This is a genomic window from Serratia sp. CY71090 (assembly GCF_052166845.1).
Classification (GTDB): Bacteria; Pseudomonadota; Gammaproteobacteria; order Enterobacterales; family Enterobacteriaceae; genus Serratia; species Serratia nematodiphila.
Map to the genome: position 1 here is coordinate 67,455 of NZ_JBJNOA010000015.1, position 25,707 is coordinate 93,161.

At 53.4% G+C, this 25,707-nt stretch carries 26 protein-coding genes; 15 read left to right on the forward strand and 11 right to left on the reverse strand.

All coding sequences use genetic code 11. The annotated features are described in order from the left end of the window. Positions 1 to 15 precede the first annotated feature (15 nt). The 4 genes from pqiC to ACJ8OK_RS22480 form a co-directional block, all read right to left on the reverse strand. Positions 16 to 573, reverse strand: a complete 558-nt coding sequence (gene pqiC / locus ACJ8OK_RS22465) for a membrane integrity-associated transporter subunit PqiC (RefSeq protein ID WP_015376756.1) — start codon at positions 571 to 573, stop codon at positions 16 to 18. Continuing rightward, a complete protein-coding gene (gene pqiB, locus ACJ8OK_RS22470) occupies positions 570 to 2,216 on the reverse strand; it encodes an intermembrane transport protein PqiB (RefSeq protein WP_015376757.1) in 1,647 nt (548 codons plus the stop codon). Before pqiB ends, pqiC begins: the two co-directional genes overlap by 4 nt. After that, a complete protein-coding gene (gene pqiA, locus ACJ8OK_RS22475) occupies positions 2,203 to 3,507 on the reverse strand; it encodes a membrane integrity-associated transporter subunit PqiA (RefSeq protein WP_416153001.1) in 1,305 nt (434 codons plus the stop codon). The genes pqiB and pqiA overlap by 14 nt, the downstream gene beginning before the upstream one ends. Before the next feature lie 85 nt (positions 3,508 to 3,592). Continuing rightward, positions 3,593 to 4,522: a VirK/YbjX family protein gene (locus ACJ8OK_RS22480; RefSeq protein ID WP_015376759.1), complete on the reverse strand. Its 930-nt coding sequence runs from the start codon at positions 4,520 to 4,522 to the stop codon at positions 3,593 to 3,595. 938 nt (positions 4,523 to 5,460) lie between these two features. On the opposite strand from ACJ8OK_RS22480, the gene ACJ8OK_RS22485 reads away from it, so the two are divergent. Next, positions 5,461 to 5,586, forward strand: coding sequence for a primase-like DNA-binding domain-containing protein (locus ACJ8OK_RS22485; protein WP_225735604.1), 126 nt, complete (start codon positions 5,461 to 5,463; stop codon positions 5,584 to 5,586). Positions 5,587 to 6,323: 737 nt separating this feature from the next. On the opposite strand, the gene ACJ8OK_RS22490 is transcribed toward ACJ8OK_RS22485, so the two are convergent. The 7 genes from ACJ8OK_RS22490 to ACJ8OK_RS22520 all read right to left on the reverse strand — a co-directional run bounded on the left by ACJ8OK_RS22490 (position 6,324) and on the right by ACJ8OK_RS22520 (position 12,067). Then, positions 6,324 to 7,430, reverse strand: a complete 1,107-nt coding sequence (locus tag ACJ8OK_RS22490) for an SAVED domain-containing protein (protein WP_442531062.1) — start codon at positions 7,428 to 7,430, stop codon at positions 6,324 to 6,326. A 1-nt stretch (position 7,431) separates the two neighbouring features. Next, positions 7,432 to 7,986 (reverse strand): 3'-5' exonuclease, encoded by a 555-nt coding sequence (locus ACJ8OK_RS22495; protein WP_176326452.1) that lies wholly within the window; start codon positions 7,984 to 7,986, stop codon positions 7,432 to 7,434. Beyond that, entirely contained in the window at positions 7,976 to 8,455 is a 480-nt protein-coding gene (locus ACJ8OK_RS22500) for a hypothetical protein (protein ID WP_442531063.1), read from the reverse strand. Before ACJ8OK_RS22500 ends, ACJ8OK_RS22495 begins: the two co-directional genes overlap by 11 nt. Position 8,456: 1 nt before the next feature. Next, positions 8,457 to 9,683, reverse strand: a complete 1,227-nt coding sequence (locus ACJ8OK_RS22505; RefSeq protein ID WP_233788255.1) for a nucleotidyltransferase domain-containing protein — start codon at positions 9,681 to 9,683, stop codon at positions 8,457 to 8,459. Between the two features lie 132 nt (positions 9,684 to 9,815). After that, positions 9,816 to 10,100: a DUF3892 domain-containing protein gene (locus tag ACJ8OK_RS22510; RefSeq protein WP_063918781.1), complete on the reverse strand. Its 285-nt coding sequence runs from the start codon at positions 10,098 to 10,100 to the stop codon at positions 9,816 to 9,818. A gap of 684 nt (positions 10,101 to 10,784) precedes the next feature. Continuing rightward, a complete protein-coding gene (locus tag ACJ8OK_RS22515; RefSeq protein ID WP_135637813.1) occupies positions 10,785 to 11,252 on the reverse strand; it encodes a hypothetical protein in 468 nt (155 codons plus the stop codon). Then, positions 11,249 to 12,067 (reverse strand): winged helix-turn-helix domain-containing protein, encoded by an 819-nt coding sequence (locus ACJ8OK_RS22520; protein WP_233788254.1) that lies wholly within the window; start codon positions 12,065 to 12,067, stop codon positions 11,249 to 11,251. The genes ACJ8OK_RS22515 and ACJ8OK_RS22520 overlap by 4 nt, the downstream gene beginning before the upstream one ends. Positions 12,068 to 12,469: 402 nt before the next feature. Between ACJ8OK_RS22520 and ACJ8OK_RS22525 the strand changes: the two genes are divergently transcribed. The 14 genes from ACJ8OK_RS22525 (at position 12,470) to ACJ8OK_RS22590 (ending at position 25,639) form a co-directional block, all read left to right on the forward strand. After that, complete coding sequence (locus ACJ8OK_RS22525; protein ID WP_060558640.1) at positions 12,470 to 12,994, forward strand: fimbrial protein; 525 nt, start codon at positions 12,470 to 12,472, stop codon at positions 12,992 to 12,994. A gap of 84 nt (positions 12,995 to 13,078) precedes the next feature. Continuing rightward, positions 13,079 to 13,624 (forward strand): fimbrial protein, encoded by a 546-nt coding sequence (locus tag ACJ8OK_RS22530; protein ID WP_135638775.1) that lies wholly within the window; start codon positions 13,079 to 13,081, stop codon positions 13,622 to 13,624. 54 nt (positions 13,625 to 13,678) lie between these two features. Beyond that, on the forward strand, positions 13,679 to 16,225 hold the full coding sequence (locus ACJ8OK_RS22535) for an outer membrane usher protein (RefSeq protein WP_233788251.1): 2,547 nt from the start codon (positions 13,679 to 13,681) through the stop codon (positions 16,223 to 16,225). Between the two features lie 7 nt (positions 16,226 to 16,232). Further along, the gene (locus tag ACJ8OK_RS22540) at positions 16,233 to 16,982 is read left to right on the forward strand and encodes a fimbria/pilus periplasmic chaperone (protein ID WP_233788250.1); all 750 of its coding nucleotides are present in this window, start codon (positions 16,233 to 16,235) and stop codon (positions 16,980 to 16,982) included. 29 nt (positions 16,983 to 17,011) lie between these two features. Continuing rightward, entirely contained in the window at positions 17,012 to 17,665 is a 654-nt protein-coding gene (locus ACJ8OK_RS22545; protein ID WP_135637823.1) for a fimbrial protein, read from the forward strand. Positions 17,666 to 17,675: 10 nt separating this feature from the next. Next, the gene (locus ACJ8OK_RS22550) at positions 17,676 to 18,176 is read left to right on the forward strand and encodes a fimbrial protein (protein WP_135637825.1); all 501 of its coding nucleotides are present in this window, start codon (positions 17,676 to 17,678) and stop codon (positions 18,174 to 18,176) included. 14 nt (positions 18,177 to 18,190) lie between these two features. After that, the gene (locus tag ACJ8OK_RS22555) at positions 18,191 to 18,667 is read left to right on the forward strand and encodes a fimbrial protein (RefSeq protein WP_135637827.1); all 477 of its coding nucleotides are present in this window, start codon (positions 18,191 to 18,193) and stop codon (positions 18,665 to 18,667) included. Positions 18,668 to 18,681: 14 nt separating this feature from the next. Next, positions 18,682 to 19,206, forward strand: coding sequence for a fimbrial protein (locus ACJ8OK_RS22560; protein WP_080497505.1), 525 nt, complete (start codon positions 18,682 to 18,684; stop codon positions 19,204 to 19,206). Continuing rightward, on the forward strand, positions 19,199 to 20,185 hold the full coding sequence (locus ACJ8OK_RS22565; RefSeq protein WP_442531065.1) for a reverse transcriptase domain-containing protein: 987 nt from the start codon (positions 19,199 to 19,201) through the stop codon (positions 20,183 to 20,185). Before ACJ8OK_RS22560 ends, ACJ8OK_RS22565 begins: the two co-directional genes overlap by 8 nt. Before the next feature lie 52 nt (positions 20,186 to 20,237). Beyond that, on the forward strand, positions 20,238 to 21,056 hold the full coding sequence (locus ACJ8OK_RS22570; protein ID WP_442531066.1) for a hypothetical protein: 819 nt from the start codon (positions 20,238 to 20,240) through the stop codon (positions 21,054 to 21,056). Between the two features lie 915 nt (positions 21,057 to 21,971). After that, a complete protein-coding gene (locus ACJ8OK_RS22575; RefSeq protein ID WP_442531067.1) occupies positions 21,972 to 23,336 on the forward strand; it encodes a Wzy polymerase domain-containing protein in 1,365 nt (454 codons plus the stop codon). Between the two features lie 71 nt (positions 23,337 to 23,407). Then, the gene (locus ACJ8OK_RS22580) at positions 23,408 to 23,965 is read left to right on the forward strand and encodes a LuxR C-terminal-related transcriptional regulator (protein WP_135637833.1); all 558 of its coding nucleotides are present in this window, start codon (positions 23,408 to 23,410) and stop codon (positions 23,963 to 23,965) included. Between the two features lie 70 nt (positions 23,966 to 24,035). Continuing rightward, positions 24,036 to 24,206, forward strand: coding sequence for a hypothetical protein (locus ACJ8OK_RS22585; RefSeq protein ID WP_174262907.1), 171 nt, complete (start codon positions 24,036 to 24,038; stop codon positions 24,204 to 24,206). Positions 24,207 to 24,859: 653 nt separating this feature from the next. Continuing rightward, positions 24,860 to 25,639, forward strand: coding sequence for an alpha/beta hydrolase (locus tag ACJ8OK_RS22590; RefSeq protein WP_442531068.1), 780 nt, complete (start codon positions 24,860 to 24,862; stop codon positions 25,637 to 25,639). Positions 25,640 to 25,707 lie beyond the last annotated feature (68 nt).

Below are 25,707 nucleotides of genomic sequence, written 5' to 3' on the forward strand. Positions count from 1 at the left end.
TAGCATCGCCTTCGTTCAGCGAGACAACACTTTGGCGATAGCCTGGGCTTCCTGCTGCCACCCCTGCGCCAGAGTGCGCACCAGGGCATCATAGCCGTCTTCACCCTGTTTCAGCTCCAGGCTGAAAGGCCTTTTGATCAAACGCCCCTGGCGGTTCAGCACCCACTCGCCGCGAATGATCGCTTTCCCGTCAAAGCGGCCGTGGAAGCCGCTGATGGTCACGTTCAGCACATCCTGATCGCTGCTCATCGGCTGCGAAGAGACCACCCACCCCGGCAGCGCGCTGCTCAGGTTGGTGACCAGCGTTTGCTGCAGCTGCTGATCGAGCGGGCTGGCCCACAGGTTGTTCTGGGCTATCACATACTGCACGTCGTTGGTCTGATACACCACGCCGCTCTGCGCCAGATAATCCGCCACGCTCACGTGCTCCAGCCACAGCTGGCGCGTGGAGGCGCCGCTGCTGCCGGCCGCGGCCGGCGCGCCCAGCGCCGGCAACTGATAGTAAGTCTTCTGTGGCGAACTGCTGCAGGCGCTGAGCAACAGCGCCAGGGCTACCGGGATCCATTTCATCATTTCGTGGCCTTCTTCGGCTGAGGGTCATTGCTGCCGGCGGCTTCAAACACCAGCGCGTTGCTCTTCTCATTCAGGGTGCGCAACACCGGTTGCAGCTCACGCAAGACCTGATCGAGGCGCTGCATGTCGCCCACCATCTTGTTGTAAGCCGGTGAACCAGGCTGGAACCCTTTCATGCTGCGGTTCAGCTCCAGCAGCGTTTTCTGCATGTCCTGCGGCAGCGCCTGCATCTCTTTGCTGGCGATGATGTCGTTCAACGACTTCATGGTCTGCTGCGTCGACTTCATGGTTTTCTGGCTTTCCGCCAGCGTCTTGGTCGCTTCGCTGATCATCGGATTGATCGGCATCGAATTAATCTTATCCAACGTCTGCATCAGTTTCTGCTGGATCTGCGCCAGACCGCCGCTGGTGGTCGGCATCAGCGGATAACCGAACAGCTCGCGCGGCCCTTTCCACGGTTTTTCCTGCGGATAGAAGTCGAGATCGATGTATAGCGAACCGGTCAGCAGGTTGGCGGACTTCATCGAGGCGCGCATGCCGCGGGATTCCGCATCTTTTAAGTGCCCTTCAATATCGACGTTGTCCCCCAGTTGTTTATGAAGCCGATCGGGTTCGATGCGGATCAACACCGGAATGCGGTAATCGTTATCCAGACGCTGCGCCATGCCCTCTTTATAGAACGGCACCTGCGCCACCGTCCCCAGACGGATGCCGCGGAACTCGACCGGCGCGCCCGGCTGCAGGCCGCGTACCGAGTCGGAGAAGAACAGCAGGTAGTCTTTATGCACGGTATACAGCGAATCCTGCGTGCTGCGCTGGTTGTCGAACAGCCGGTACTCCGCTTTCTCTTTCGCCTGTTCGCCGCGATCCCAGCCGTCCGGCACATCGAAGCTGACGCCGCCGCTGAACAGCGTGGTCAACGAGCCCATCTCCACCCGCATGCCCTGTGCCGACATGTCAAACGCTACGCCGCTGTCTTTCCAGAAGCGCACGTTGGTGGTGACCAACTGATCGTAAGGCGCGGTGATGAACAGCTGATAGCGCATGGCGCGCGCTTTAGGATCGAAGTAGCTGCTCTCCACCGATCCGACGCGATAGCCGCGGAACAGCACCGGATCGCCGGCGTTGAGCTGGCCTGACTTCTCGCTGTCCAGCACGATGCGCAACCCTTTGGCATCCGGGGAGGCCAGCGGCGGCGCATCGAGCAGCTGATAGTTGTCTTTGCTGTCTTTGCCTTTGTTGCCCGGCTGCAGTTCGATATAGGCGCCGGAGAGCAGCGTGCCCAGCCCGGAGACGCCTTCACGGCCGATCTGCGGCTTCACCACCCAGAAGGCGGAATCCTGGCGCAGCAATTTTTCCATGCCGGAATTGAGGCGAGCCTGCACCATCACCTTGCTCAGGTCATCGCTCAACGTGACGGTTTCCACCACGCCGACGTCAACGCTGCGGCTTTTGATTTTGGTTTTACCCGCTTCCAGCCCTTCCGCCGTCGAGGTCACCAGCGTCACCACCGGCCCCTGATGGCTGAAGTGGTAAAACAGGATCCAGGCGCCGATCAGCGCGGTCACGATGGGAATGATCCACACCGGCGACCAGCGTTTGATCTTCTCGACGTCCGCGACGCTATGATTATTTTCCGTCACCTTGCGGCTCCTTGTTGATTGTTTCACTTGCACGATCCCAGGTCAGCCGGGGATCAAATGTCATGGCGGCGAACATGGTGAGGATCACCACCAGCGCAAACAGCACGGCGCCCGTCGCAGGGTAAATGCTCATCAACTGCCCCATTCGCACCAGCGCCGACAACACGGCGATCACAAACACGTCGATCATTGACCAACGGCCAACGAATTCGACCACTTCATAAATCAGATGCATACGCTCGCTGTCGGCGCGCGGTTTCTTCCTGCCGTTCGCATCCCAGCACAGCCAGCCGATCGCCAACATTTTCAGCGACGGCACCATGATACTGGCGATGAAAATCACCATCGCCACCGGATAAGAGCCGTCCCCCCACAGCAGGATCACCCCCGCCATGATGGTGGAGTTCATCTTGTTGCCCAACGCCTCGGTCACCATGATCGGCATCAGGTTGGCCGGAATATACAGCATGACAGAGGTCACCAGCAGCGCCAGCGTCCACTGCAGGCTGTGACGACGCCGCACGTAGCCCTTGGTGTGGCAGCGCGGACAGCGCACCTGATCGGCCGGCAAGATCGCCGTGCAGCACGCGCAAGAGCGCACGCCCTGGCGCATGCCGGTGCGCCCCACCGTCAGCGGGCGATTAAGTCGCGGCGCCGGTTCGATATCCTGCCACAACCAGCGCCGATCCACGCACTGGAAGGCGCGCACCTGCAGCAGGCAGAACAGGCAGTAAGGCACGAAGCTGCTGCCGATGCCGATATCGCCGTAGGCCATCAGCTTGACGAAGCTGACCAGCACCCCGGCGAGGAAAATCTCCACCATGCACCAGGTCTTGAACTGGAACAGCACCCGGGCCATCCATTCTTTGAGGCCCAGTGGCAAACGCACTCTGGCGCACAGCAGGATGATCGCCACCATGCAAAACGCCGGGATCAGCTGCACGAACACCATAAACAAGGTGGCCATGCTGGCGTAGTCTTCCGCCACCATGACTTCCGGGATTTGGAGCAGCCGGATTTCGTTGCCGAGGCCGGCGACGCGCATGTTGATAAACGGGAAAATGTTGGCCAGCACCAGCATGAACAAGGCGCTGAGCGCGTAACCGATCGGCCGCTTGCGCGGCTCGTTCCAACGGGCGCTGAGCGTGGTTTTGCAGCGCGGGCATACCGCTTTGCTGCCATAGGTCAGCGGCGGCAGCGCCACCAACATGTCACACTGCGGGCAAAGCGTCTTATTTCGAGACGAAGGGGCGATTTGCTTTGGCGCTGGACGACTGGGTGATGGCAACATTGCTTTTCTCTGGGGTATGGTTTCAACTTATTGGTTATTTGACTAAATGAAACTTTCTCAGGAATGGGCATGGATGATAGTTTCATTAAGCGTTCTTGGCGCAGATGTTGGCAGTATTGAGCGTGCGGACTTGTTCTGCTATGTCATCTATGATTTGGAAACGTCTGCGATACTCTGCTCGCTTTTTGCTGGGGATATGTTCCAAAGATTTTCTTTCAAACGCCAAGGGTAGTTGCCAGCGCCACGAACTCTGTTTTATCCCACCTATTAACGACCAGAAATCGTCGTAGCTGGCATGTAAATGCTGACCTTTACTCAGTCGATACCTCATTGAGCGAAAAACATGCCCATTGTCACTAACACCATAAATAGCACGCACCTCGGTGAAATTAGCGAAGTGGCTAATAAACTCCATCAAAACACGTTTGGGGAAAATGCCAGACAGAGCACGTGTAGCATCTTTGATGGCTTCGTGCGGTATGTGCCGTCCAGGACCTTGTAGGCCACCAATGATGAGATTCCATTCAGCCCCTTCGGATACGACCGAAAAGGTCACGCTGGCAAGTAACTCTTTATTGTTGCCACGTAACCATAGTGTTGATTCGCCTTCTCGTTCGGCTTTGTGGGCACAAGAGGCAGAAATGGTAAAATGGGACTCCTCTCTGCCTGTGAATTCTGCCAAGATCGTTTCTTCTCGAGATATCAGCGCGTTGGACAGTGCTTTGCTTTTTAGAGATGACACATACCGATAATGGCTGACAATTGCCGATGCGCGTTGTTTTGCATTAAGGTTGCGCGTCAGGTATTGTCGGTGCGTTTTACAAGGGAATGTGTTTTGATGATATAATATCGATTTTAAATCACTCTGTTGAGTTAAAATGGATAGTGCCTTTTTAGTCGGTGAATAGTATAAGATAAGCCGAAGTAAGAACTTTGCACGGAAGCTCTTCTTCCTCCATGCAGGGCCTGGGACAACCTGTCCCGAAAGTAATTCGTAGATAATGTTTTTTTTCAAGTTTTATATCCTACAAGTACTATTCTTTAAATTTTACGTGTTTGTTGGTTGGCGGTTTTTCTGCCATTTTAATAGATAATTGTTAATTTATTGTCTGCTATTTATCAAGATTTGATGGAGAGGGTGTTTTTAAGGCTAACAGTATGCAATTGTCGTGTTTTTTATAGCTTGTTGATGTTTTTTATATGGTGCCATCTATATGGTTATTGATGCTTTCTATTTGAAGCGCAGTGATTTTGACATTGTCGGCATAATGAATCACGGAAGTGAGCTTGAGCTTACTCACTCAGGATGTTTAATAATGTAATTGGAGTGAAGTAGAGGCGGTTAGGATATGATTCTTTATAATGATAACGATTTTATCGGTAAGCTGACTTATGAAATAATGGGGCTCGTTTGCAGAAAGCGCCACCGTTGAATGATTATTAGGGCGGAGGGGGGTAATATTTCGGGTTGTTGGCAATGGAATTAGAATGTAATAATTAAGTGCGAACAAAGATATTGGCAAGGTGATTTTATAAGTAAGTGTGGTGATATGGGGTTATCTTAGATAGGCCGCTGTTTTATATGAAAGATAGTTCTGTAGTCGAAATAAGATGATAAATTTTATTAAATTAAATTTTTTTATTCTAATGTGTATGGATTGCGATTTTTTCATGCAAATGTTTCGTACGTAAGAGATTTTTGTAAAAAAATGAGGATATATATTTTCATTCAGTGTCTTCTTGGTTTTTCTCGCAGTATATGAATTGGTGTGATCTTTATGTTAAAACTCAATTGGTTGTTTTTAATGTTGCCTAGTGTGAATTATAAATGGTGAGCATTAATGCCTTCACTGACGAAGATGTGCTCATCATAGAGCTGAAATATCGGGTCGCCTACGTGGATCCATATCGCGTCGGTGATACTGGCGGTTAATAACAACCTGATGTAGTTCAGTGACCGGTAGTATATCGCATTGCTACGTGTACCACGCCTACCTGCCGTTTATGGCCGAAAGGGGTTATCAGCAAGTGATGAACCTGACGGTGTTCGGTCAGGCGGTGCCGCAGACGCTGAAATAATATGAACACACGTTGTGTGACGATGAGCGAGTCGATCGGCTGGGCCGATCAATAGACCATGATTGATCTGCCGAACCCATTGGACGCTCAATAGCTGCGCCGCCTATAGTGACAGTGACCCAAACACATGCAGCAACACCAGGGCATCAAATCGGCCGCTGAACGGCCAACATCATAACGACAAGCGTTCCCCAAACCGGCTCAGGCCGGTTTTTTTTGTTCCTACGGTTTAGACGGTTCACGCTGCAGGTGAACAGGGGTGCACACCGAGAAGGTAGCTATACATCCATCAATGCATTGAAATATAAAGATAAAATAAGAAGGTGTATAGGGTGAACAGTTTTCCTATAAATCTTTTTTAATATGGCGATCGCTGGGCAAACGCTAATTGTTTATAATTTATTCTATGTATTGTGCACCATTTTATTGTGTATAGGTATATGTATAGATTTATGTTTTTCTTTATAAAAAATTGTTTTAAAACATGATGTTATTTGTTTTGTTTTGCTCCTATTATCGGCACCATCTCTTCTTCAGATTCTCTCTGTTTCTCTTGCAAGCATTGCAATGCAGCGTTGTGTACCACGCCAGCTTGCGTTGATGCTGGAAAAGGCTCACGGCATATTACGCACCTGACGGCCTTCGGCCTTGTGGTGCCGTAAACGCTGAGAGAATGTAATAACACTCTCCCAGCGCAGCGACGTTATTTTCCTCTCAACCGCATGACACTCTGACAGTCAGTCGGATGAGGGAACGGTGGGAGGCTTAACCACCGCGCCTCGCCGTTGCCCCTGCGTCGGCATCACCACCCCCCAGGGATAGGCCGGTTGCTGTTCTTTCTCGTATTGATAAACAATGAGCTGCGCCAGATTGCGGTGGTCATAACGGCGGCCAAAATTGAGCGCAATACTGCTGGGGGCGGCCAGAATCACGTGGATGCGTTCGGCGCCGCACGCCGTCAGCATTTTGACCTGTTCGATAAATTGCAGCGCCAGCCGGGTTTGTTTGGACAGCGACCAGTGATTACCGAGCGTTGTGGCATTCAGCGAGAGATGCGACAGCGGGTAGGCTGGGAAGGTTTGGCGTATGGCCGCAATGTCCGCCTGGTAGGACACCGAAACCGCCAGCACCACATCTTTGGCCGCTGAGGTGACGAGGCTTTCCATCAGGGTAAAATCGTCGCCGTCGTCGTCGGCCTTGTTGTCAATCAACCGCCAGGCCTCTTGCGCTCTGTCCCAGTCATAGACGCAGACCGGGCCATTGTCATCGAGGATGGCGCCAATGTAGAAGGTGAACGGAACCGGCAATTGCCCGCCATATACCAGCGTCAGGTCCTGATGGTCGATACCGTCAATCCGGGTGGCGATATTGCTGGCCAGCGTGCTGATATTGTCGTCAAAGGCCTCCTCCGGGTGACTGATTGCGCCATCCCGCATCCGCTGCGTCATATCGAGGGTTAATGCATCTATCTTTCCGTTGAAATGACGGGAGACCGTTTTATGCAGCGGCGTTGTCGCGACTTTCCGCAGCGCTCTCCCTTCGATAACTACCCCCTTTTTGCGCACCGCGATTTTAGCCTCCCGGTAGGCGTCGACCAGCAACCAGACAAATCCCCCCAGGATGATGGATGCAGCCACGAAATTGACGAAATAGTCCGTGATAACATTCCCCTCCGAGACGGCCAGCGAGAAGCGGGCATCGCCTTTCTCCAGCGTTAATGCCTTTCCCAGCGAGTTATTCACACTCAGGATCCCGGCGCCGAGCAGCATGATGAGGTATTGAATTTTCCGCTGGCGCGTTTTCCAGTCGACCAGCTTAATCAGAATGTATTTTACCGTTTCCATGTCAGTGCTTTTCCCTCATGTATGCGTTGATTTTCACAAACATCTCAGCCTGATACAGCGCGTCATCCAGCGCGTTGTGGCTGCCGTGGTTTTTGAGATTAAATCGGGCGTCGATACGGCTGGAGCGGGTGTCCTGCCAGTCGCAGCCGGTGGCGCCCATGTACAGAGCTTTGATATCGAGGGCGGCAAAGCCAAACGGGTTATGACCGAGATAAACGTGAAAGTAGTAATTGATGAATGACCAGTCGAACGCCGCATTGAAACCGACCAAAATCGGTTTGCTCGTGGCGTTGGTGACGGAAGTTACCCAGTGGGCAAATTGTTGCATGGCCTCTTTCGGGTCGATGCCGCGCATTATTTGGGTCTGCAGATTGAAACCGGTGACGGCCAGCGCCTCAGGCTCGTAATGCAGATTCAGCGGCTGCACTTCAATGTAAAAGCGTTCCGCCGGGCGGTCGATGACGCAGGCGCCAATAGAGAGCAGGCTGCACACGCCGGGTATGGGCCCGGCGGTTTCAATATCGACCGAGATAAAGCCTTCATGTTCAACGCTCATTTTTAACCTCGCTGGTGCGTGGATGCTTGCCGCCGCCTTCCCAGTGGCCGGTGTACAGCCACTGTTCAAAATAAAACAGCCAGAGCGACGCCCAGGGAATGAGGGTGTCGCTGATTTTTAACTGGGCGCGCCATTCGCTGAGCCCGTCGTCGGCCTGTGAACGGGGCAAAAACAGGCACAGCCTGGCGCCGGGAATATGCTTGTCGGCGGGATACAGGTGCGGGATGGCTCGCGTGCCTGCCAACGCGAAAAGGTCAGGCTCTGTCACCACGCAAATCGGTGGGGTGCCGAGGCTGTACCGGACTGCGACCTTGTAGCGGCGGCTGAACAGTGAGGGTTGCAGCCACCCTTCCCACAGCAGGGTGCGGTCGTGATGGATAATGCGCAGCCGTTCATACGGGCCGCCGGCTTTCAACGCGCGATATTGCTGAGCGATGGTCAGCGGTTTGCAGTGATGCCTGATAACCACGTTATTCACCGTAGAAGGTGTTTTTAGGCACGCCGGCCTGGGCCGCCGTACCGGCGAGGCCGGTGGCAATCAGCCCGCCGGTTTTCTTATCAAGATGCAGGCTGCCTTGTTCTCTGGCTGACTGCATGTGCTCCATCAGACGTTGCCTGACGACATCGACCGGCTTTTTGCCGAAGCTGTCTTCGAGGCTCAGGAACAGGTTATCTTCCCCCACGCTGGCGGCGATGGTGTTAAACGTCGCCTGGGCCGCGGCATGCCACTGGTAAAAGGTTTCACTGCGCTGAGGGCCCTCATCCTGCTCTGAGCGGTTCCACTTCTCGGCGAAGTTCTCCTCCGGCATGTGCGGGTTGTTGACGTGAATTGCTCCCTGTGTCGACACGATGAAATCCGGCATCAGTTCCAGCACGTCTAACAGAATATCCAGGTCGTTGTCGTAGGCACGCCTGTCAGCAATGATGTGGTTGTAGGCATGGCACGCCAGCGTGGTAATGATGACCGAAATCGGGCGGCAGCGCTGCCGGACCTCATCCTGCTCGACGGCCCATTCGTCTCGGTGGCGTTTGAGAATTTGTACGATGCGATTAAGCAGTTTTTTATCGCTGCTGTCCGGCAACGGGAGCAGCGCCTCGGTGCCCACGCGGCTGGCGGAATCCATGACCAGAATGGAGCGAAGGGGCTGCGCGCTGGCGCTGCTCTCGAACCACTCGGCGTAGCCGCTGGGGTTGGACTCCTTCCAGGCGGTTTGTGCATCCACGACCCACAGCGGCTGGCCTAAACGTTCTGCTGCACCGGTGTGATCGCGGCCCGGCGTGATATCCAGATGGTAATCCCCGGCGTAATTGATGCGAAACCCGCGCGGTAACTCGCTTAATAGCGTTTTGTATGTTTTATGTGATTCCAGCCGCTGGCGAATGGTCGATATCACGCCGGTATAATCCGCCTGGGTGGCATGGGGCAGATAACAAATCAGGTCAATATCGTATTGCTCTTCATTTTTGGGTTTTACGGTGGTGTTGAGCCGCACGCTGCCCTGCGGGTAAATAACGGCATCTTGCAATAGCGGGTCGTCGCCTTCAGCCAGGAAGGTGCCGACGCCGTTATAGGCGCTTTCGATGTTGGCATATTGGGTCTTGGTGAGATCCAGCGTTTCAATAATTTGCGATAATAAATCGGCGATACGCTGTTTTTTCCCTGAAGGCAGATTTCTGGCGGTAGCGGAACCGTACATGGTATTTCCTTATGCTATGGGGCCGCTGTACTGCGGACGTGAAAACGCCACTGCGGCCAATAATAGAAAGAGGCGAAGCGATGGGCTGCAAGCGGGCCCGCACACCGTATCAATCATGAAACTCGGGTTGCGTCAGGGGCATTCCGGCAGGCTCAGCAGGTTATTGGGCTGTTCGCCGTCATTTTGCGTTTTGAGGTATTTATTGCCCGCCGCGCTGGTTGAGACAATCACCCAGACGGAATGGCCATTCGCCGTGACCCAAAAACGCCAGGTGCCCGCCTCGATACCGGCAATGGCGTCTGCCTGGGGCAGTGACCAGCGTGTGCCATCGGCATTGACGCCGCCAATAGCTTGAATGCGCTCATGCGCGTTTTGGCGATCGGATTTTTTGATACAGGTGACTTGATGGTCCGACATAACAACTCCTTGGTTAGGGGAAACGCTACGCGTGAGCGTAATTAGAAGGTATAAACAATGGAATTGAGATGTTTTGTATATACCCTATGCGGAAACCGTGTTTAAAAATATGCAACCTGTTAATGATGATGCGTTAAATAACAGATTTTTTTGCTGGTGTTTGCCATAAGTGCTCTTATTATCTGTGGCGTTAATTATGTTTTTTGTTTTAGCTAAAGTCAATATGATAAAAATGGTTTTTTTTAAATCTTGGTTGTTTGTTTTTTATAATTTTAATAAATAAGATAATTAATTTATTTATTATTGGCTGTGGTTGGATGGTGTTTGTGTGTTTTTTAATTTGTTAATTATCAATGTGTTATGGTTTTGCATGGGTGTTTTTTATAACTGCTTCTACATGTGGGCAGGATACTGTTACTTATTTACCGATATGAGTAGCTTTTATCAGAAATGAGTACATTAGATACGGATAGGAAGCTAACTTTCACTTAGCATTTTGTCACCGGTTTTTCACAGAACAAGAGGCTAGGGGGATTCAAGTAACAACCACGTGACGACTTCAGGCGGCGGATATCTATATAAAGGTATGGCTACTCAGCAAAGTGAGTACGATAGAGATGAATTGCCGCGATGTGCCGGTTACCAAGGTAGATAACCGGCAATAATTTCGCTATTTGAGATAAATTAGCGCTCTGCGGCGCAGATAAGATATCCGCTGTTCAGGGATTTAATCAAGATCAGATTATTTCTCAAGTGCCATATTTCGATCTGAAAATCGATACCAGGCATTTCCGGCAAGATGTCTGCCAGCCAGATATCCTCTGGAGTCGTATCGCTGGGGTGTTTAATCACTTTAGTAATGTTTGCCTGCTTGACAGGGTTGATCTCTTGCGGAACCAGAGAGAAATGGCTGGTGCGGAAAAGCAGGTAGCTACTTTTGCTGGTTTTTACTTTACCCGTTAACGAAAACAAACCTTCCTTCTCATTTTTTAAAAATAAGGTTAGGCGGCCATCAAACTGAACGGGGCCCCTGTCATTTTCTATCATTATTTTGTAATGTGATGTGCATTTGAATGGTTCTTCCGCAAGCGTGTTGAATGAAAAAAAAAGCAAAAAGAGTGGGGTTAAGAGCCCTGTCAGCAGTTTTTTCATATTGAAGTATTTCTCTGGTTTTTGATATTGAAGCAGGTGTCGTACCGGTTGTTATCCGCTTTGCTGCAAACGGAGATTAAATCTGTTCGCACGTTTTTTTTACTAATACGATCCTCTAGATAAAAAACATCGCTCGGTATGTTTTTACAATCCACTCCCTCTCTTTTTAGTGCGGTATTTATTTTTTCCGCTGGATCTACAAGCAGAGGTGTTTTGTTCAGTACATAAATGTCGCAGCGATCAATGCTGATAATTTTATGGTAATCATAAATTTTGCTATCTGTAATACTTAAAACTATAGCACCAAGAAGCCCAAGGAAAAGCGCGGAGCTGGCCAAAAAAATAAAATTCCGATTGCGCTTCGAAGGCGCCTCATTTTTTGAAGTCGGTGGTTTTGTCAGCACTGCTTCTTGAATTTCCTCAGGGCTGGTTAACACCCCATTTTCTTCATAGTTCTGATTTTGTTCTGGCGCGACGGTGCCTACATCGGAAAGATCTACCTCAGCTTCAAATCTGAAGCCCAGTTTAGGGAGGGTGATGATCAGCTCATGATGACAACCTAACGACGTGAATGCTTTACGCAACTCACTGATGTAATTATTTAATCCTGCATTGGATGCTGTAAAGCCATAGTTAAGCCATACATTGTCCAATAATGTCTCCCGGGTAACACTGACCTTATTGTTTTGTATTAATGCCAGTAATAAACGTGTAGCAGGCTTGGTTAGCCTGGCCAGGATCTGCGTATTTTCATACAGGCACAATGTCAGTTCATTTGAATCGAAAACAACAGTTTTGTTGATTATATATTTCATTTTTATAAGTTTTATATTTGATTTCAGGTGAGTGTGTCTATCGTTATCCTATCTGCCGGCTTGGAATTTTCAAGAAAAATCTTATCTTTTCTGATGTTCACGATATCGATTGAAAATTTATGTTTATTATCATGAATTAAAAGTCTTCGGCATGTTGTTTTTTCAATAAAGATCAGAACTTAAAGATAATAAACAAATTATTTTTGGTGGTTTATATCGTATAATTCGATTTATTTAGTTTATTTTGCTGTTATGGTTTGTTGGGGGGTATCATTCTCACATCGCCGAAACAGGGGGAGAACATAGCTCTCTGTGCTGGCGAGAGTGAAAGTATAAAAAGAGTAGTGCGTTATCGCAGGGCTCTTTCCTTAATTGATTACTTGTATATATGGAATTAACGCAATGAAACTGAACAAAATCATGCTGGCAGCGGTAATGACTCTGGGTACTATTTCTATGGCTAACGCAGCTAACCAGGGTGGCGGTTCTGTTACCTTTAAAGGTTCTATCGTTGATGCACCGTGCTCAATCGAGCCAGGTACTCTGGATCAGACCGTGAAGCTGGGTGACATTACTTCTGCTCAGTTGAAAAACGGCGGCAAGTCTACCCCACAGGATATTCTGATCAAACTGGTTGGTTGCGATGTGCAAACGGCTAAAAACGTAACCACCACCTTCAGCGGTACTGAGTCTGACGCTGCGCCTGGGCTGCTGGCGATGAAAGGCACCGCACGCGGCGCCAGCATCGCTATCAACGATGTTGACGGTAAACTGCTGCCGCTGACCAAAGCCAGCAAGGCGCAAAAAATTGAAGACGGTCAGGCGACCCTGCGCTTCAGCGCTCACCTGCAGGGCGACGGCGCATCTGCTGCCATTACCCCGGGTGAATTCAACTCTGTTGCTGACTTTACCCTGGCGTACCAATAAGCCCACGGCGATTAATTCGCACAGTTAATTGCATGCGGGGCAACCCGCATGCTGCTGATTAACGCGTTATGTGGGGGAGTAGGTATGTATTCACAGTGTGGCAAATGGATATTGCACAGTGCGGTGTTTATCAATCTGTTGCTGTGTTCTTCTTTGACGCACTCCGCCAATCAGGGGCGTGGTGAAGTGACCGTAAACGGCCGGATTATCGCCTCGGCCTGCGCCATTGATACCGAAAGCCTCGATCAAACCATTACGATGGCAACAGTGCCCGTCAGCCAAATTATTCGCGACGGTCAGGGTGAATTACACGAGTTTACCATTAAGTTGGTAAACTGTGCGTTGGAGAAATTTAACCCTGCGCTGGAAGACTGGCGATATTTTTCCGTGACCTTTGATGGTAAAGCAGATGCCGATCTTTTTGGCATTGACGGTAACGCCAAAGGTATTGCCTTACAAATAACCGATAGGCAGGGGAATGTCGCTGCGCCCGGTGTTCCTATGAGTAAAAATGAGATTCAACCCGGGACGTTGGAGTTTAATTACGGTTTGAGGTTGATTGGCAATAACCAGGTGCTGAAAGCCGGGAGCTATTACTCCACGGTGCGTTTTAAAATGGATTACTACTAAACCTGTCTGAATGCCAAAGCTGCGAATTAAATATTTTTTGATAAGGGTCTGCGGATGTCAATTATTCCGTCATATGGTTGTGCAGGGAAGTTACGACCGAGAATATTGGGGCGGCTGATTGCCTTTATTTTGGCGGGAAATGTGGCTTGCTCCGTGGCTGCTAATATTGAATTCAATACCGACGTGTTGGATGTGACGGATCGCGCCAACATTGACCTGGAGCAATTTTCCCGCGGCAATTTTATCATGCCCGGTGATTATTTGTTTACCGTGCATATTAATAAACAAACCCTGCCGGACCAGGCGGTGGTGTATTACCCGCCGGATGACGACGCCAAGGGCAGTGAAGCCTGCATTACGCCGCAGCTGGTTGAACAGCTGGGACTGAAAGAGAGCGCATTACAAAAGCTAACCTGGTGGCACCAAAACCAGTGTATGAACCCTAATAGCTTAGAGGGTATGGAAGTGCGTGGCGATTTGGGTGCAGCAGCATTGTACCTGAGTATTCCACAGGCGTACCTGGAATACACCGCCGAGAACTGGGACCCGCCGTCGCGCTGGGACGAGGGTATTCCCGGTCTGCTGTTCGACTACAGCCTGAATGGGCAGGCCCAGCGTCAGCAAAAGCAGGGCACACAGAGTTATAACCTCAGCGGCAACGGCACGCTGGGCGGTAACCTGGGGGCCTGGCGGCTGCGGGCGGACTGGCAATCGCGGCTGGATCGCCAGAGCGGCACCGCGAAATCGACCCGCACCAGTTGGGACTGGAGCCGTTACTATGCCTATCGCGCACTGCCGAAGTTAGGCGCCCGACTGACGATGGGGGAGGACTATTTAAACTCCGACATTTTCGACAGCTTCCGTTTTGCCGGCGCCAGCCTGGTGACCGATGACAACATGCTGCCGCCCAACCTGCGCGGCTATGCGCCGGAGGTGACCGGCGTGGCGCGCACTAATGCCAAGGTGATTATTCGCCAGCAAGGGCGCGTGCTGTATGAGACTCAGGTGGCGGCGGGGCCGTTTCGTATCCAGGACATCAACGACGCGGTCAGCGGCCAACTGGAGGTGCGGGTGGAAGAGCAGGATGGCAGCGTGCAGGAGTTCAAGATGGACACCGCCAGCATCCCGTACCTGACCCGCCCGGGCTCGGTGCGTTACAAACTGGCGGCTGGCCGGCCAGCGGACTGGGAGCACCACAGCAACGGGCCAATGTTCGGCACCGGCGAGTTCTCCTGGGGCGTGAGCAACGGTTGGTCGCTGTATGGCGGCGGCGTGGCGGGCGGTGATTATAACGCACTGGCACTGGGGGTGGGGCGCGACCTGATGATGTTCGGCGCGCTCTCCTTCGACGCCACACAATCGCGCGCACGGTTGCCTCAGCAGGGCACACTCAGCGGCGGTTCATATCGGCTGAGCTATTCCAAGCGCTTCGACGACTACGATAGCCAGGTGACCTTCGCCGGCTACCGCTTCTCGGAGCGCAATTACATGTCGATGAGCGAGTACCTCGATGCACGCACGTACGGCACGCGCCATAACAGCAGCAAGGAGATGTACACCATCACCTTTAACCAGCAGTTCCGGGACCTGGGGTTGAGTGCCTATCTCAACTACAACCACCAGACCTACTGGGACCGGCCGGCGAACGACCGTTACAACCTGACGCTGTCGCGTTATTTCGACCTGGGGCGTTTCCGGAACATCAGCCTGTCGCTGACCGGTTACCGCAACAAGTACAACGGCACCAACGACGACGGCATGTACCTGTCACTGTCGCTGCCGTGGGGCCGCAGCGGCTCGCTGAGCTACAGCGGCAGCTACAACCGCAACGATACCACCCAGCAGGTGGGCTATTACGACCGGCTGAATGAGCGCGATACCTACCAGCTGAGCGCCGGCAGCGCGCGCAGCGGCACCACCGCCAGCGGCTACTACAGCCACAGCGGTGATATCAGCCAGATGAATGCCAGTGCCAGCTACCAGGCCGGCCAGTACAGTTCGTTCGGGTTATCGCTGCAGGGCGGTGCGACCGCCACCCTGAAGGGGGCGGCCCTGCACCGCAGCAGCATCAGTGGCGGTACCCGCATGCTGCTGGATACCGGCGGCGTGCCGGGCATTCCTGTGCGTGGTTACAGCACGCCGACCCTGAGCAATGCCTTTGGCAAGGCGGTGGTGGTGGATGTGGGCAGCTATTACCGCAACCAGTTCAGCATCGACCTGAACACGCTGCCGGAGAATGCCGAGGTCAGCCAGAGCGTGGCGCAGGCCACGCTGACCGAGGGTGCCATCGGTTACCGCCGCTTCGAGGTGGTTGCCGGCGAGAAGGCGATGGCGGTGATACGCCTGGCGGACGGTAGTTCGCCGCCGTTCGGCGCCACGGTGCGCAACGGCAAGGGACAAGAGGTGGGCATCGTCAATGACAACGGCGAGGTGTACCTGAGCGGCATCAATGCCGGTGAAGGGATGCACGTGAGCTGGGGCGGCGCCAAGCAGTGCGGCATTATCCTGCCGCAGACGCTCTCGCCGAGCGAATTAACCAACCTGTTACTGCCTTGCGGCCCGGTGGCCGACGGCAAGGCGTTAAACACGAGTGAAGAGTAGATAAACAATGAAAACCAAACATGCAGTGACATTAATTGCCGGTGGCCTGGCGGGCCTGCTGGTCGCCCAGCAGGCGAGCGCAGCCATCGCGCTGGACCGGACCCGGGTGATTTTCAATGGCGGCGACAAGTCGGTGAGCATGAGCATCAGCAACGAGAACAAGCAGCTGCCTTACCTGGCGCAGGGCTGGATTGAAGATGCCGACGGCAAAAAAATCAGCAGCCCGCTAACGGTGCTGCCGCCGGTGCAGCGGCTGGAGCCGGGCGCCAAAAGTCAGGTGAAGGTGCAGGGGCTGCCGGCGGCCAATACGCTGCCGCAGGACCGGGAAACCCTGTTCTACTTCAACCTGCGTGAAATTCCGCCGAAGAGCGACAAGCCCAATACGCTGCAGTTAGCGCTGCAAACTCGCATCAAGCTGTTCTACCGGCCGAAGGCGATTGCGGTGACCAACCCGGAATCCGTCGCGCCGTGGCAGGAAAAGCTGACGTTGACCAAACAGGGCGATGGCTATCAGGTGAACAACCCGACGCCGTACTACGTGACGCTGGTTGACGCCAGCAGCAAAAAGGGCGGCGCCAGCGCGCCGGGCTTCGAGCCGCTGATGGTGCCGCCGAAGGGCAGTGCGCCGCTGAAGGTGTCCGCCTCTGCGCTGGGGAGTGCGCCGGTGCTGACCTATGTCAACGACTACGGCGGCCGCCCGCAATTGACGTTTAGCTGTAACGGCGCGAGCTGCCAGGCAGTGGCGGGCAGTAAATAAGGTTCACGGAACTCACAGGTGGGGAAGCGATGAGAACAAGAACCCGGCGATGGAACGGTGGTTATCACCACCATGAATGGCTGTATGCCCTGGTGATTACGCTGGCGGCGCTGATGGTGCCGCTGTGCCTGACGGTGATGCTGTGGCTGTTGCCGCCGGTACAGGCGGCGGACAACTGGCAGGTGGACGGCGCACACGGCGTGCTGCATGTGCGTGGTGAGCTGACCGAAAGCGCCTGCCGGCTGGAGATGGACTCCGCGTACCAGGCGGTCTCGCTGGGGAATACAGCCACGGCGCAGCTGGCACAGGCTGGTGACCGCGGCGTGCCGGTGAATGTGCAACTGCACCTGCGCGACTGCCTGCGCACCGCGTCGAACAACCGGGATACGCGTATCGGCAACCTGGTGTGGAGCGCGCAGCAGCCGGCGGTGTCGGTCAGTTTTATCGCCCCGGCGGATGCTGACAACCCGGCACTGGTGAAGGTGCGCGGCGCCGCCGGACTGGCGCTGCGGATCACCGACGCGCGCGGCAAAGATGTTCGCCTTGGCAGCCGCGGTGCGCCGCTGGCGCTGGCGGTAGGGCAACAGGCGCTGAACTATACCGTGACGCCGGAGCGCACCCGTGCGCCGCTGGTGCCCGGCGCCTATGCGGCGGTGGTGGATTTTCAGCTCAGTTATGACTAGGGGAAGTAGCATGACGGTAACGTTCAGACGGTACTGGCCCGGTTGCGGTCTGGTGATGTGGGTATTGATGTTCGGCCCGCAGGCACAGGCGGCCAGCACGACTATCAAAGTGACGGTGACCATTGTCGCCCCACCGCCCTGCGTGATTAACAACAACAACCTGATTGAAGTGAACTTCGGCAATGACGTCATGACCACCCGCATCGACGGCAGCTACAAGAAGCAGGAGGTGGTGTATTCGCTGGAGTGCAAAAACGCGCCGAACAACGCGATGAAACTGCAAATCCAGGGCACCGGCGCCGGCTTTGACGGCGAGGTGCTGCAAACCAACAAGGACGGCCTGGGGGTGGCGCTGCTGCGCAACGGCAATCGGCAGCCCATCAACAGCTGGATTAACTTTACCTACCCGACGAAGCCGACGCTGGAAGCGGTGCCGGTGAAACAGGCCGGGGCGACCCTGCGCGGCGGCGAGTTTTCTGCCGGGGCGACCATGAAGGTAGAATACCAGTGAAAGGAGGGGAGGCAATGGCGCGCTATGGCTGCATTTTACTGCTGATGGCCCTCGGCGCCCCGGCGACGGCGGCGGACAACATGCGGTTCTCCGGCGTCCTTATCGAACCGCCGCCGTGCACCATCAACGACGGCGGTGAGGTGGATGTTGACTTCGGCAACCGTGTGGGGGTCAGCAAGGTGGACGGCGTTAACTACCAGCAACCGGTGAACTACCGGATAAGCTGCACCCCAGGAGCCGGAACCTGGAACATGACGCTGGCAGTGGTCGGTACGGCGGCGGATTACGATACGGCGGCCGTGGCGAGCAACATGGATGACCTGGCTGTGCGCCTGCTGCAAAACGGCAAGCGGTTCATCCTCAATCAGCCGATACCCATCAACCCGAACGCGAAACCGGTGCTTGAGGCGGTGCCGGTGAAACGGCCGGGTGCCACGCTGAAGGAAGGGGCGTTTGAGGCGACGGCGACGCTGCTGGCGGTGTACCAATGAGGCGGAGAACGGGCATGGTGAACAGGATGGTCTGCTGCGCCGCGGCATTGCTGCTGTGCAGTGTGCCGGCCGGCGCGGCAGAGAATATGCGGTTGCATGGGGCGCTGGTCGCGGAGCCCTGCGTGATACCACCGGGGGACGAGACGGTGGTGCTGGATTTTGACACGGTGATTGACAAGTACCTGTACCTGAACACCCGCACCCCCGGGCAGACATTTGAGCTGCGCCTGGCGCAGTGCGACCTGAGCTTGGGCAAGACGGTGAGGGTGACGTTCAGCGGCGCGGAAAGCGCGGGGCTGCCGGGACTGCTGGCGCTGAACGGTGCCAGCCAGGCCAGCGGTATTGCCATCGGGATGGAAACCCCGCAGGGCGAGCCGTTGCCGGTGAACCAGCAGGGTAAGGCACAGACGCTGGTGAGCGGCGCCAACACCCTGACGGCGCGGGCCTATGTGCAGGGCGAGCCGGAGGCGCTGAAGCACAAAACTATCGAGCGCGGGCCGTTCAGTGCGGTGGCGACCTTTAGCCTGGAGTATGAATAACCGCACTGAGGCATGGCAGGCCGCGTATCGCTGGCTGTGCCAACGCCGCCGCCATGCGCCGCCCAATGCCGACATTTGGCATCTGCGCTTTCACTGGGCGCAGCAAGAGAAGCAACTCTGGCAGCAACTGCAAAACGGACGTTACCGTCTGGCACCGATGCAGGCGTATCGACGGGGTAGTCGCAGTTGGGTGCAGTGGTGTGCGCAGGATGCGCTGATATTGAAGTGGGCAGCGCTGTTGGCGGCGCCGCTGCTACCAAAATCCGCTCGTTGCCTGCACTTGCGCGGGCATGGCGGTAGCACGGCTTCGGCGGCGGAAGTCCGGGAAGCCCTGACCGGTGGCGACTATGCCTTTGTCTATCGAACGGACATTCGCGGCTATTACCGGCACATCCGTAAACAGCAGGTGATTAATCAACTGAAATGGCATGTGGCCGACCCGGTGCTGTTCGATGTGATGCAGCAGTACGTGCACTACAGCGTCGAAGACGGCGGCGAGTTTTATACCCCGCCAAACGGCATCTGCCGGGGCTGCGCGCTGAGTCCGCTGATTGGCGGCAGCTTGTTGCACCACGTAGACAGTTTTTTTAACGCTCAGGAGGGCGTGTGGTATGCGCGCTATATGGATGACTTTTTGTTGTTTACCCGCACCCGCTGGCAATTGCGGCGCAGCGTTAAGCGGCTGCATGAATTTTTTGACTTGGGCGGCTTTGAAACCCACCCGGACAAGACGCAACTGGGCAGGATTACGCAGGGTTTTGACTGGCTGGGGGTATGGTTTACCCCTGCGGGGGCCGCCATAGCGCCCAGAGCGTTGGACAACCACCGTGCACGACGCGCGCGGCTTTACGAGCAGGCTCGCCGACAGGGGCTGTCATCGACAGAGACTGAATTGCGGGTGCGAACGTACGAAGCACGGTGGACATTATGGGCAGAGCGTATGTTGAAGGCAGTGCATAGTACTGACGAAACGGCTTAAACGCCCGACAATTCTTAGATCATATGATCTGTTGCTTCGGAACTCCAAAAGTATGAATAAATATCTTCCCGTCTTTTGCTGCCTCGTCCTGCTCTCATTCGTCCACCCGACATCTGCGCTAGCTGCAGGGCGCCTCCTTGATGGTGTGGCCTATGTTGATGCCCACTGGTTCGATCATACTCGTCAGCCGATTTTCAAAATAGTGGAATGGGACGGGAAATTTGGATATGCATATCCTGTGGACAAGCGGGGCCAGGTTCGGGTGACTTTCGAAAACATGGATACGGGCGGTGATGGGTCCATCCCCAGTGTCACCGAACGCTGGGACGTGGTTTTGAACCACGCGTGGGCTGACCAGATGGTGCGGAAGATGCTCAATTCAGCGTCGTGGTCTCCGACTTATCCCAACGGGGTGCCGGATCCTAAGAACCCTCCAAGGGAATATAGAATTACACTGGACGGAATGGTCCACAGTGCGGACGGTGGCAGGTTCACGTTGCGCGTCAAGGTGAATCAATGGTCGGGGCTGACGGTTCCTGTAACCTGTGCGGCCAGCTCCTCGAACGTGGCGATCGGGCCCATTCCCAATGACGCAATAGCCTCTTCTACTGCGCCCGTCAGGCTCCGATGCGACGGAGAGGCGCAATATAAGTTAACTGTGGGATCGGTCAACGGAAGTGACCTCATTCAATACGCGAATGGAGGCCGTGTTCGGATGAGCTTCGACGAGGGCGTTGGAACAAATGTCGTGAGTGGTCATGCCGACAAAAACCGCCCTGTCGACCTGACGATTCGTGCGACGACCGTGCCAGGCACTGCTCTTCCTGGGAAGTATACTGCGTCTGCTGTGATCTCTGTAGAAATTCTCTAATGATCAACCCCGTATTGGAGGAGCTGGTCTTTCTTTCAGGCTTCCTGATGGGCCAATTGATACAACCGCAAAACGAAGGGCCGACCCGATCCGGGGCCGGATGTGCGTTCCGACTTATTTTTTCAAGTGAGAAATAGAACACACAGGGTTGGCCCTATATGGAGTGTATGGCGGGGATATGGCGTGGCGGATTTGGTACGGGTCATGTGCGATGTGGTGTGCGTGGGCATGGTCTATCCTGTAAAACGCCGAATGGTTCCGGATACATCGTGACGCTTATGCGATAACCCGTTCTGGGTAAAGACATCAGCATGATCCTTCGAGGCCAGTGTGGGCCCCGCCAGTACCGGAATTTGTAGTCAATTTTTCGGATTTTTCTTGCACCATAGAATTCTGATGACAACAGATTGATTTCAATGCTGGAACACCCCATGCCAAGTTGCCGGTGGTAACGCCTGGACCGGGAGTAACACATCTATCAAATCGCTTCTCGAATATGGTAATTACCTTCTGAGATAACATCGATTGTTTATTTGTTTTTTAAGAGGGTATGTGATTCTTTATACTGATAGTGACTTTTAATATATGATATTTGATCGTGTTTTTTTCTTATTTACATTTTTGATTTTTATTCCGCTCGCGATATATATCAACAACCCCGGAGGGATTGGATTAGCGCTGCCGTTCAATTTGTTATTCTATGGGGGAGCGTCTTTACTTATGGGGGCTTGCTGGATGGCAACACCGCTGTGCCGGGTGGTGATAACCCCGACCTGCCGCACAATACTCATTGGCATCTCGCTTTTGCTCCTGCCGATTATATTCACGCGTGCGGAATGGCAAAGTGCCGGTCTATGGCGGGTGGGGGGGCTATTTGCCGGAGCGGTGTTTTATTTCACCTGGCTGCAGGTACGTATGACGGCTCGCCAGCGCCATGCGGTGCAGTATTTGATTTTATCAGCGGCGGTGGTGCAGGCGCTGATAGTGGTGTTGCAGGTGTTTGCGCCACAGCTTTCCCAATTCTGGGTGCCCGCCAACGGTGGGCGCGCTCTTGGCATTTTTCAGCAGCCCAACGTTACCGCCAGCTTAATCGCGACCGGAGCCACGCTGGCGTTGGCGGCGTTTGTGCTACCGGGGTTCCAGCTGCTGAATCCATGTACAGAACGCTGGCGCCGCCGTGCGCTGGCGGTGGCGCTGGTGCTGCTGCCGATGGTGCTGGTGTGGCTGCAATCTCGCACCGGCTGGCTGGCGGGTGTTTTGGTGCTGGGGCTGTTTGCCCTGTGTTTTTTCCGCCGTTATTCGCAGGCTGTCACCATGGCTTCCGTACTGGTTGTTGGTGGCGTCATTGTTGCGGCACTGGTGTTGTGGTTGGCGGGCGATATGGGCTATGCCAGCCACGCCGGCTCCAATCAGGCGCGCTACGCGATGCTGAGTTCTACGTTGGCGATGATTGCCGAGAAACCATTGCTTGGCTGGGGGTACGGCGGCTTCGAATACAGCTTTCAGCACTTTCGCCTGGCGCAAGGTTTATCTACTCAGGGCGTGGGGATTGCCCGGCACCCGCATAACGAGCTGTTGCTGTGGTGGGTTGAGGGCGGGATTGTCGCTCTGCTGGGTATGCTGCTGCTGGTGTGGGCGGGGCTGGAATTGGTTGCGCGCGCCCACTGGCGCGACAAGCGGACTTTCGCCTGCGGCAAAGCCACTTCCGGCGAAGCGTTGGCGCTGTGCATTGCTCTGCTGCCGATAGTGTTGCACTGCCAGACGGAATACCCTTTCTACCTTTCTGCGCTGCATTGGTTGGTGTTTTTGATGCTGCTGGCGATGCTCGATCGCTTGGTCAGCCCGCGTTTGGGTAAAGGTGAAAAGCTGACGCGATGGAAATACCCGATGCTGGCACTGTCGCTGGTGGGGCTGTGGGTGATGGCGACCGGGTTTTACAGCGGGTGGGTGCTGACGCAGGCGGAACGCAGCGGGTTGCAGGAGATACGGCAGGTGGAGGCCTTGCCGGGCTGGGCCAGTTGGATGCATGACGATCGCCTGCAGTTTGATCGCCAACTGGCCGGTTTGCTGGCCTTCAACCGTTCGAACGATGAGCAGCGGCTGGAAAGCTATGCGCAGTGGGCTCAAGCATATTTGAATCGCCGTATAGACAAGAACGTTTATGCGAACCTGCTGGTTATCTTGTACCGGCAGCAACAATACGTGCGTGCGGACGAATTAAGACGCGAGGCAGCGCTATTATTTCCCTTTGATAGACGTTTTGAGCGGCGCGGTTTCTAAACGGTGAAGTGTTTAATAAACACCATTCCACATTCTAGTGCTGTATTTTACTGATTAGCGTATTAATCGATATGAAAAAGATCTTTTTGCTCAGTCAATGTCAGTACATGTATCTGGCATTAAAAACTGTTTTTGAGAATAAAGCCAACTATACAATAGAGCATCTCAGTTCTGGTTATAAAGTTGATAAGGAGTGTGCCAATGCAACTATTTTGATTCATGTAACAGATGAGAATTATTCCGAGTTGTTGGTGTTAATGAGAAGTAGGCAGTTTTTCTGGTTAAGAAAAGCAATATTCATTACGCAGAGGCGTCTGGCGGCACTCATGAATTATTTATCAATGAAAACACTGAGGTTTATTGATGAGAGCGCAAGCGTTGAGGCATTTGAACGAGAAATTGTTGAGGGGAGCGGGTCGGAGTCTGATGCTGCAAAAGGTGATCTGTTATCGCAAGCTGAATATACCGTGTTGCGGTTCGCCGCATCAGGAATGAGTTTAACGGCAATCGCTTTCAGAACCCGAAAAAGTATAAAAACAATCAGCAGTCAAAAGATCAGTGGTTTGAGGAAACTGGGGTTAGAGAATACGCCTCACTCACTGCTTAATCTGTTTAATTTATTTTACTAAAAATTTAATTATGAGCGATTGCTGCATACGCGGCATCTCGCATCATTTTGATATGAGAGAGGTTACTATTATGTTAAGACATCAATGGGTGGCGCAAAAAGCGCGTGAAATGGCATTGCACTATGTTGTTCATACCGGAGCGGTGTATTCACCGGACGTGTTTATAAAAAAAGTGCGCGAAATGGAGGGGGTGTTTAGCCGTATTATACTTGCGGAACAGGAGGGTAAACATAATTCTTAACGTGGGCGCGGGAGCGCTTCTGATTGGTGGATGCGTGCGGCGGCAGCGTTTTTCAGCGTTAAAAATCAATGTTGAAGCGCTTATAGCGTCGGGTAAAAACCATAACGGTATTTGCTCCCAAACTGGCTCGGATATGGGGTGTTCACTCTAAGGTGAACAGCGATGTGCAGTGATAGGATGGCTGCTAACGTGTCAACTCATTGAAATTAAAATGTAAACCAGGGCCGTGAACAGGGTGTATAGTTTTCCCGGCAATCTTTTTTGCGACGATGCGTGGCGGTCTGCGCGGTTTGCAATCTAAACGGTGGGTTCCCCCTGTGTTTGCTGTGTATGTTTATAGGTATAGAGGTTATATGTGTGTCTTTAAATTCATTTAAAATCATAGTGATAATGTGTCGTTGTCGTTCCTATTATCGGCACCACCTCACTTTTTAACTTTCCCTTTCGTACACACCGTCACCGACTCTGCCGCAACGCTAAAGCCTATTAATCTGGTGCATGATGTAATACCTGGGCTTGTGTGCCATAAACCGCACAACACACAAACGTCGTAAACGAGAATATGCGTTGCTACGTTGGGACCTCACCGTCTTTTTCTTCTCTGAGAATAAAGGCATTGACGCGATTAATTCATTTAAACAAGTGAGGTTGTTATGTGTGAAGATTTAATTTCAAGAACGAAGTGCTTTGTCTTTAATGGTCAAAGATACAGAGTTTTTATCTCTCACCGCAGGGGGATTGGCGGTAATTTGAACCCGCTGTATCTTTTGGATGCTAACTCCCAGTTTTCGGTCGTGACGGAACGTAACAACAGAAAACGCGATGGGGATATTCTTTATATCGGCATTGGCTATCAAGACGGGGTGGATATCTTGAAGGCAAGAACCCGTGATTATACGGTTCCCTCAGGAGAGAAAGAGTTTGCGGAGGGGGGCGGAGCGGCAGCGTTTTATCAATTTATTGCCGCATGCGTTAAACCATGGATCGAATCGCATTATCCTGTCAACGTAGACCAGCAAACGCTGGCAGGCCACTCGCACGGTGGTCATTTTGTGTTGTATACCCTGTTTAATCATCCTGATGCATTTCAAAATTATTTAGCGGCCAGCCCATCCATTTGGTGGGGCAATGGGGCGTTGATTCCTGACGGCAAGTTAACCATTGATGAGCATGTCAATCAGGTCACGCTGATGGTGGGAGAATATGAAGAAAAACTTCATCCCCAAAGTAATGAAACAGAGAAAATGCAGATCCTTAGAATGAACGCCACGCCTAAGCTGCGAGCCAGAAATCTGGCGGAGAAGTTGATCGGTAATGAACAGCGCTGTAGCTTTGTTTTTTGCACCGGGCGGCGCCATCCCGGCGTTATTAAGGATTATGCACAGGTGGCAAACCTGATCGCTGGGCATTGTCCCCAATATGACGGGCTTTAGAATAGACATCGCGTTATTCAAGATCGATTTTATTGCTGTTAGTCCGGGCTGACGCTGCGAATCCTATC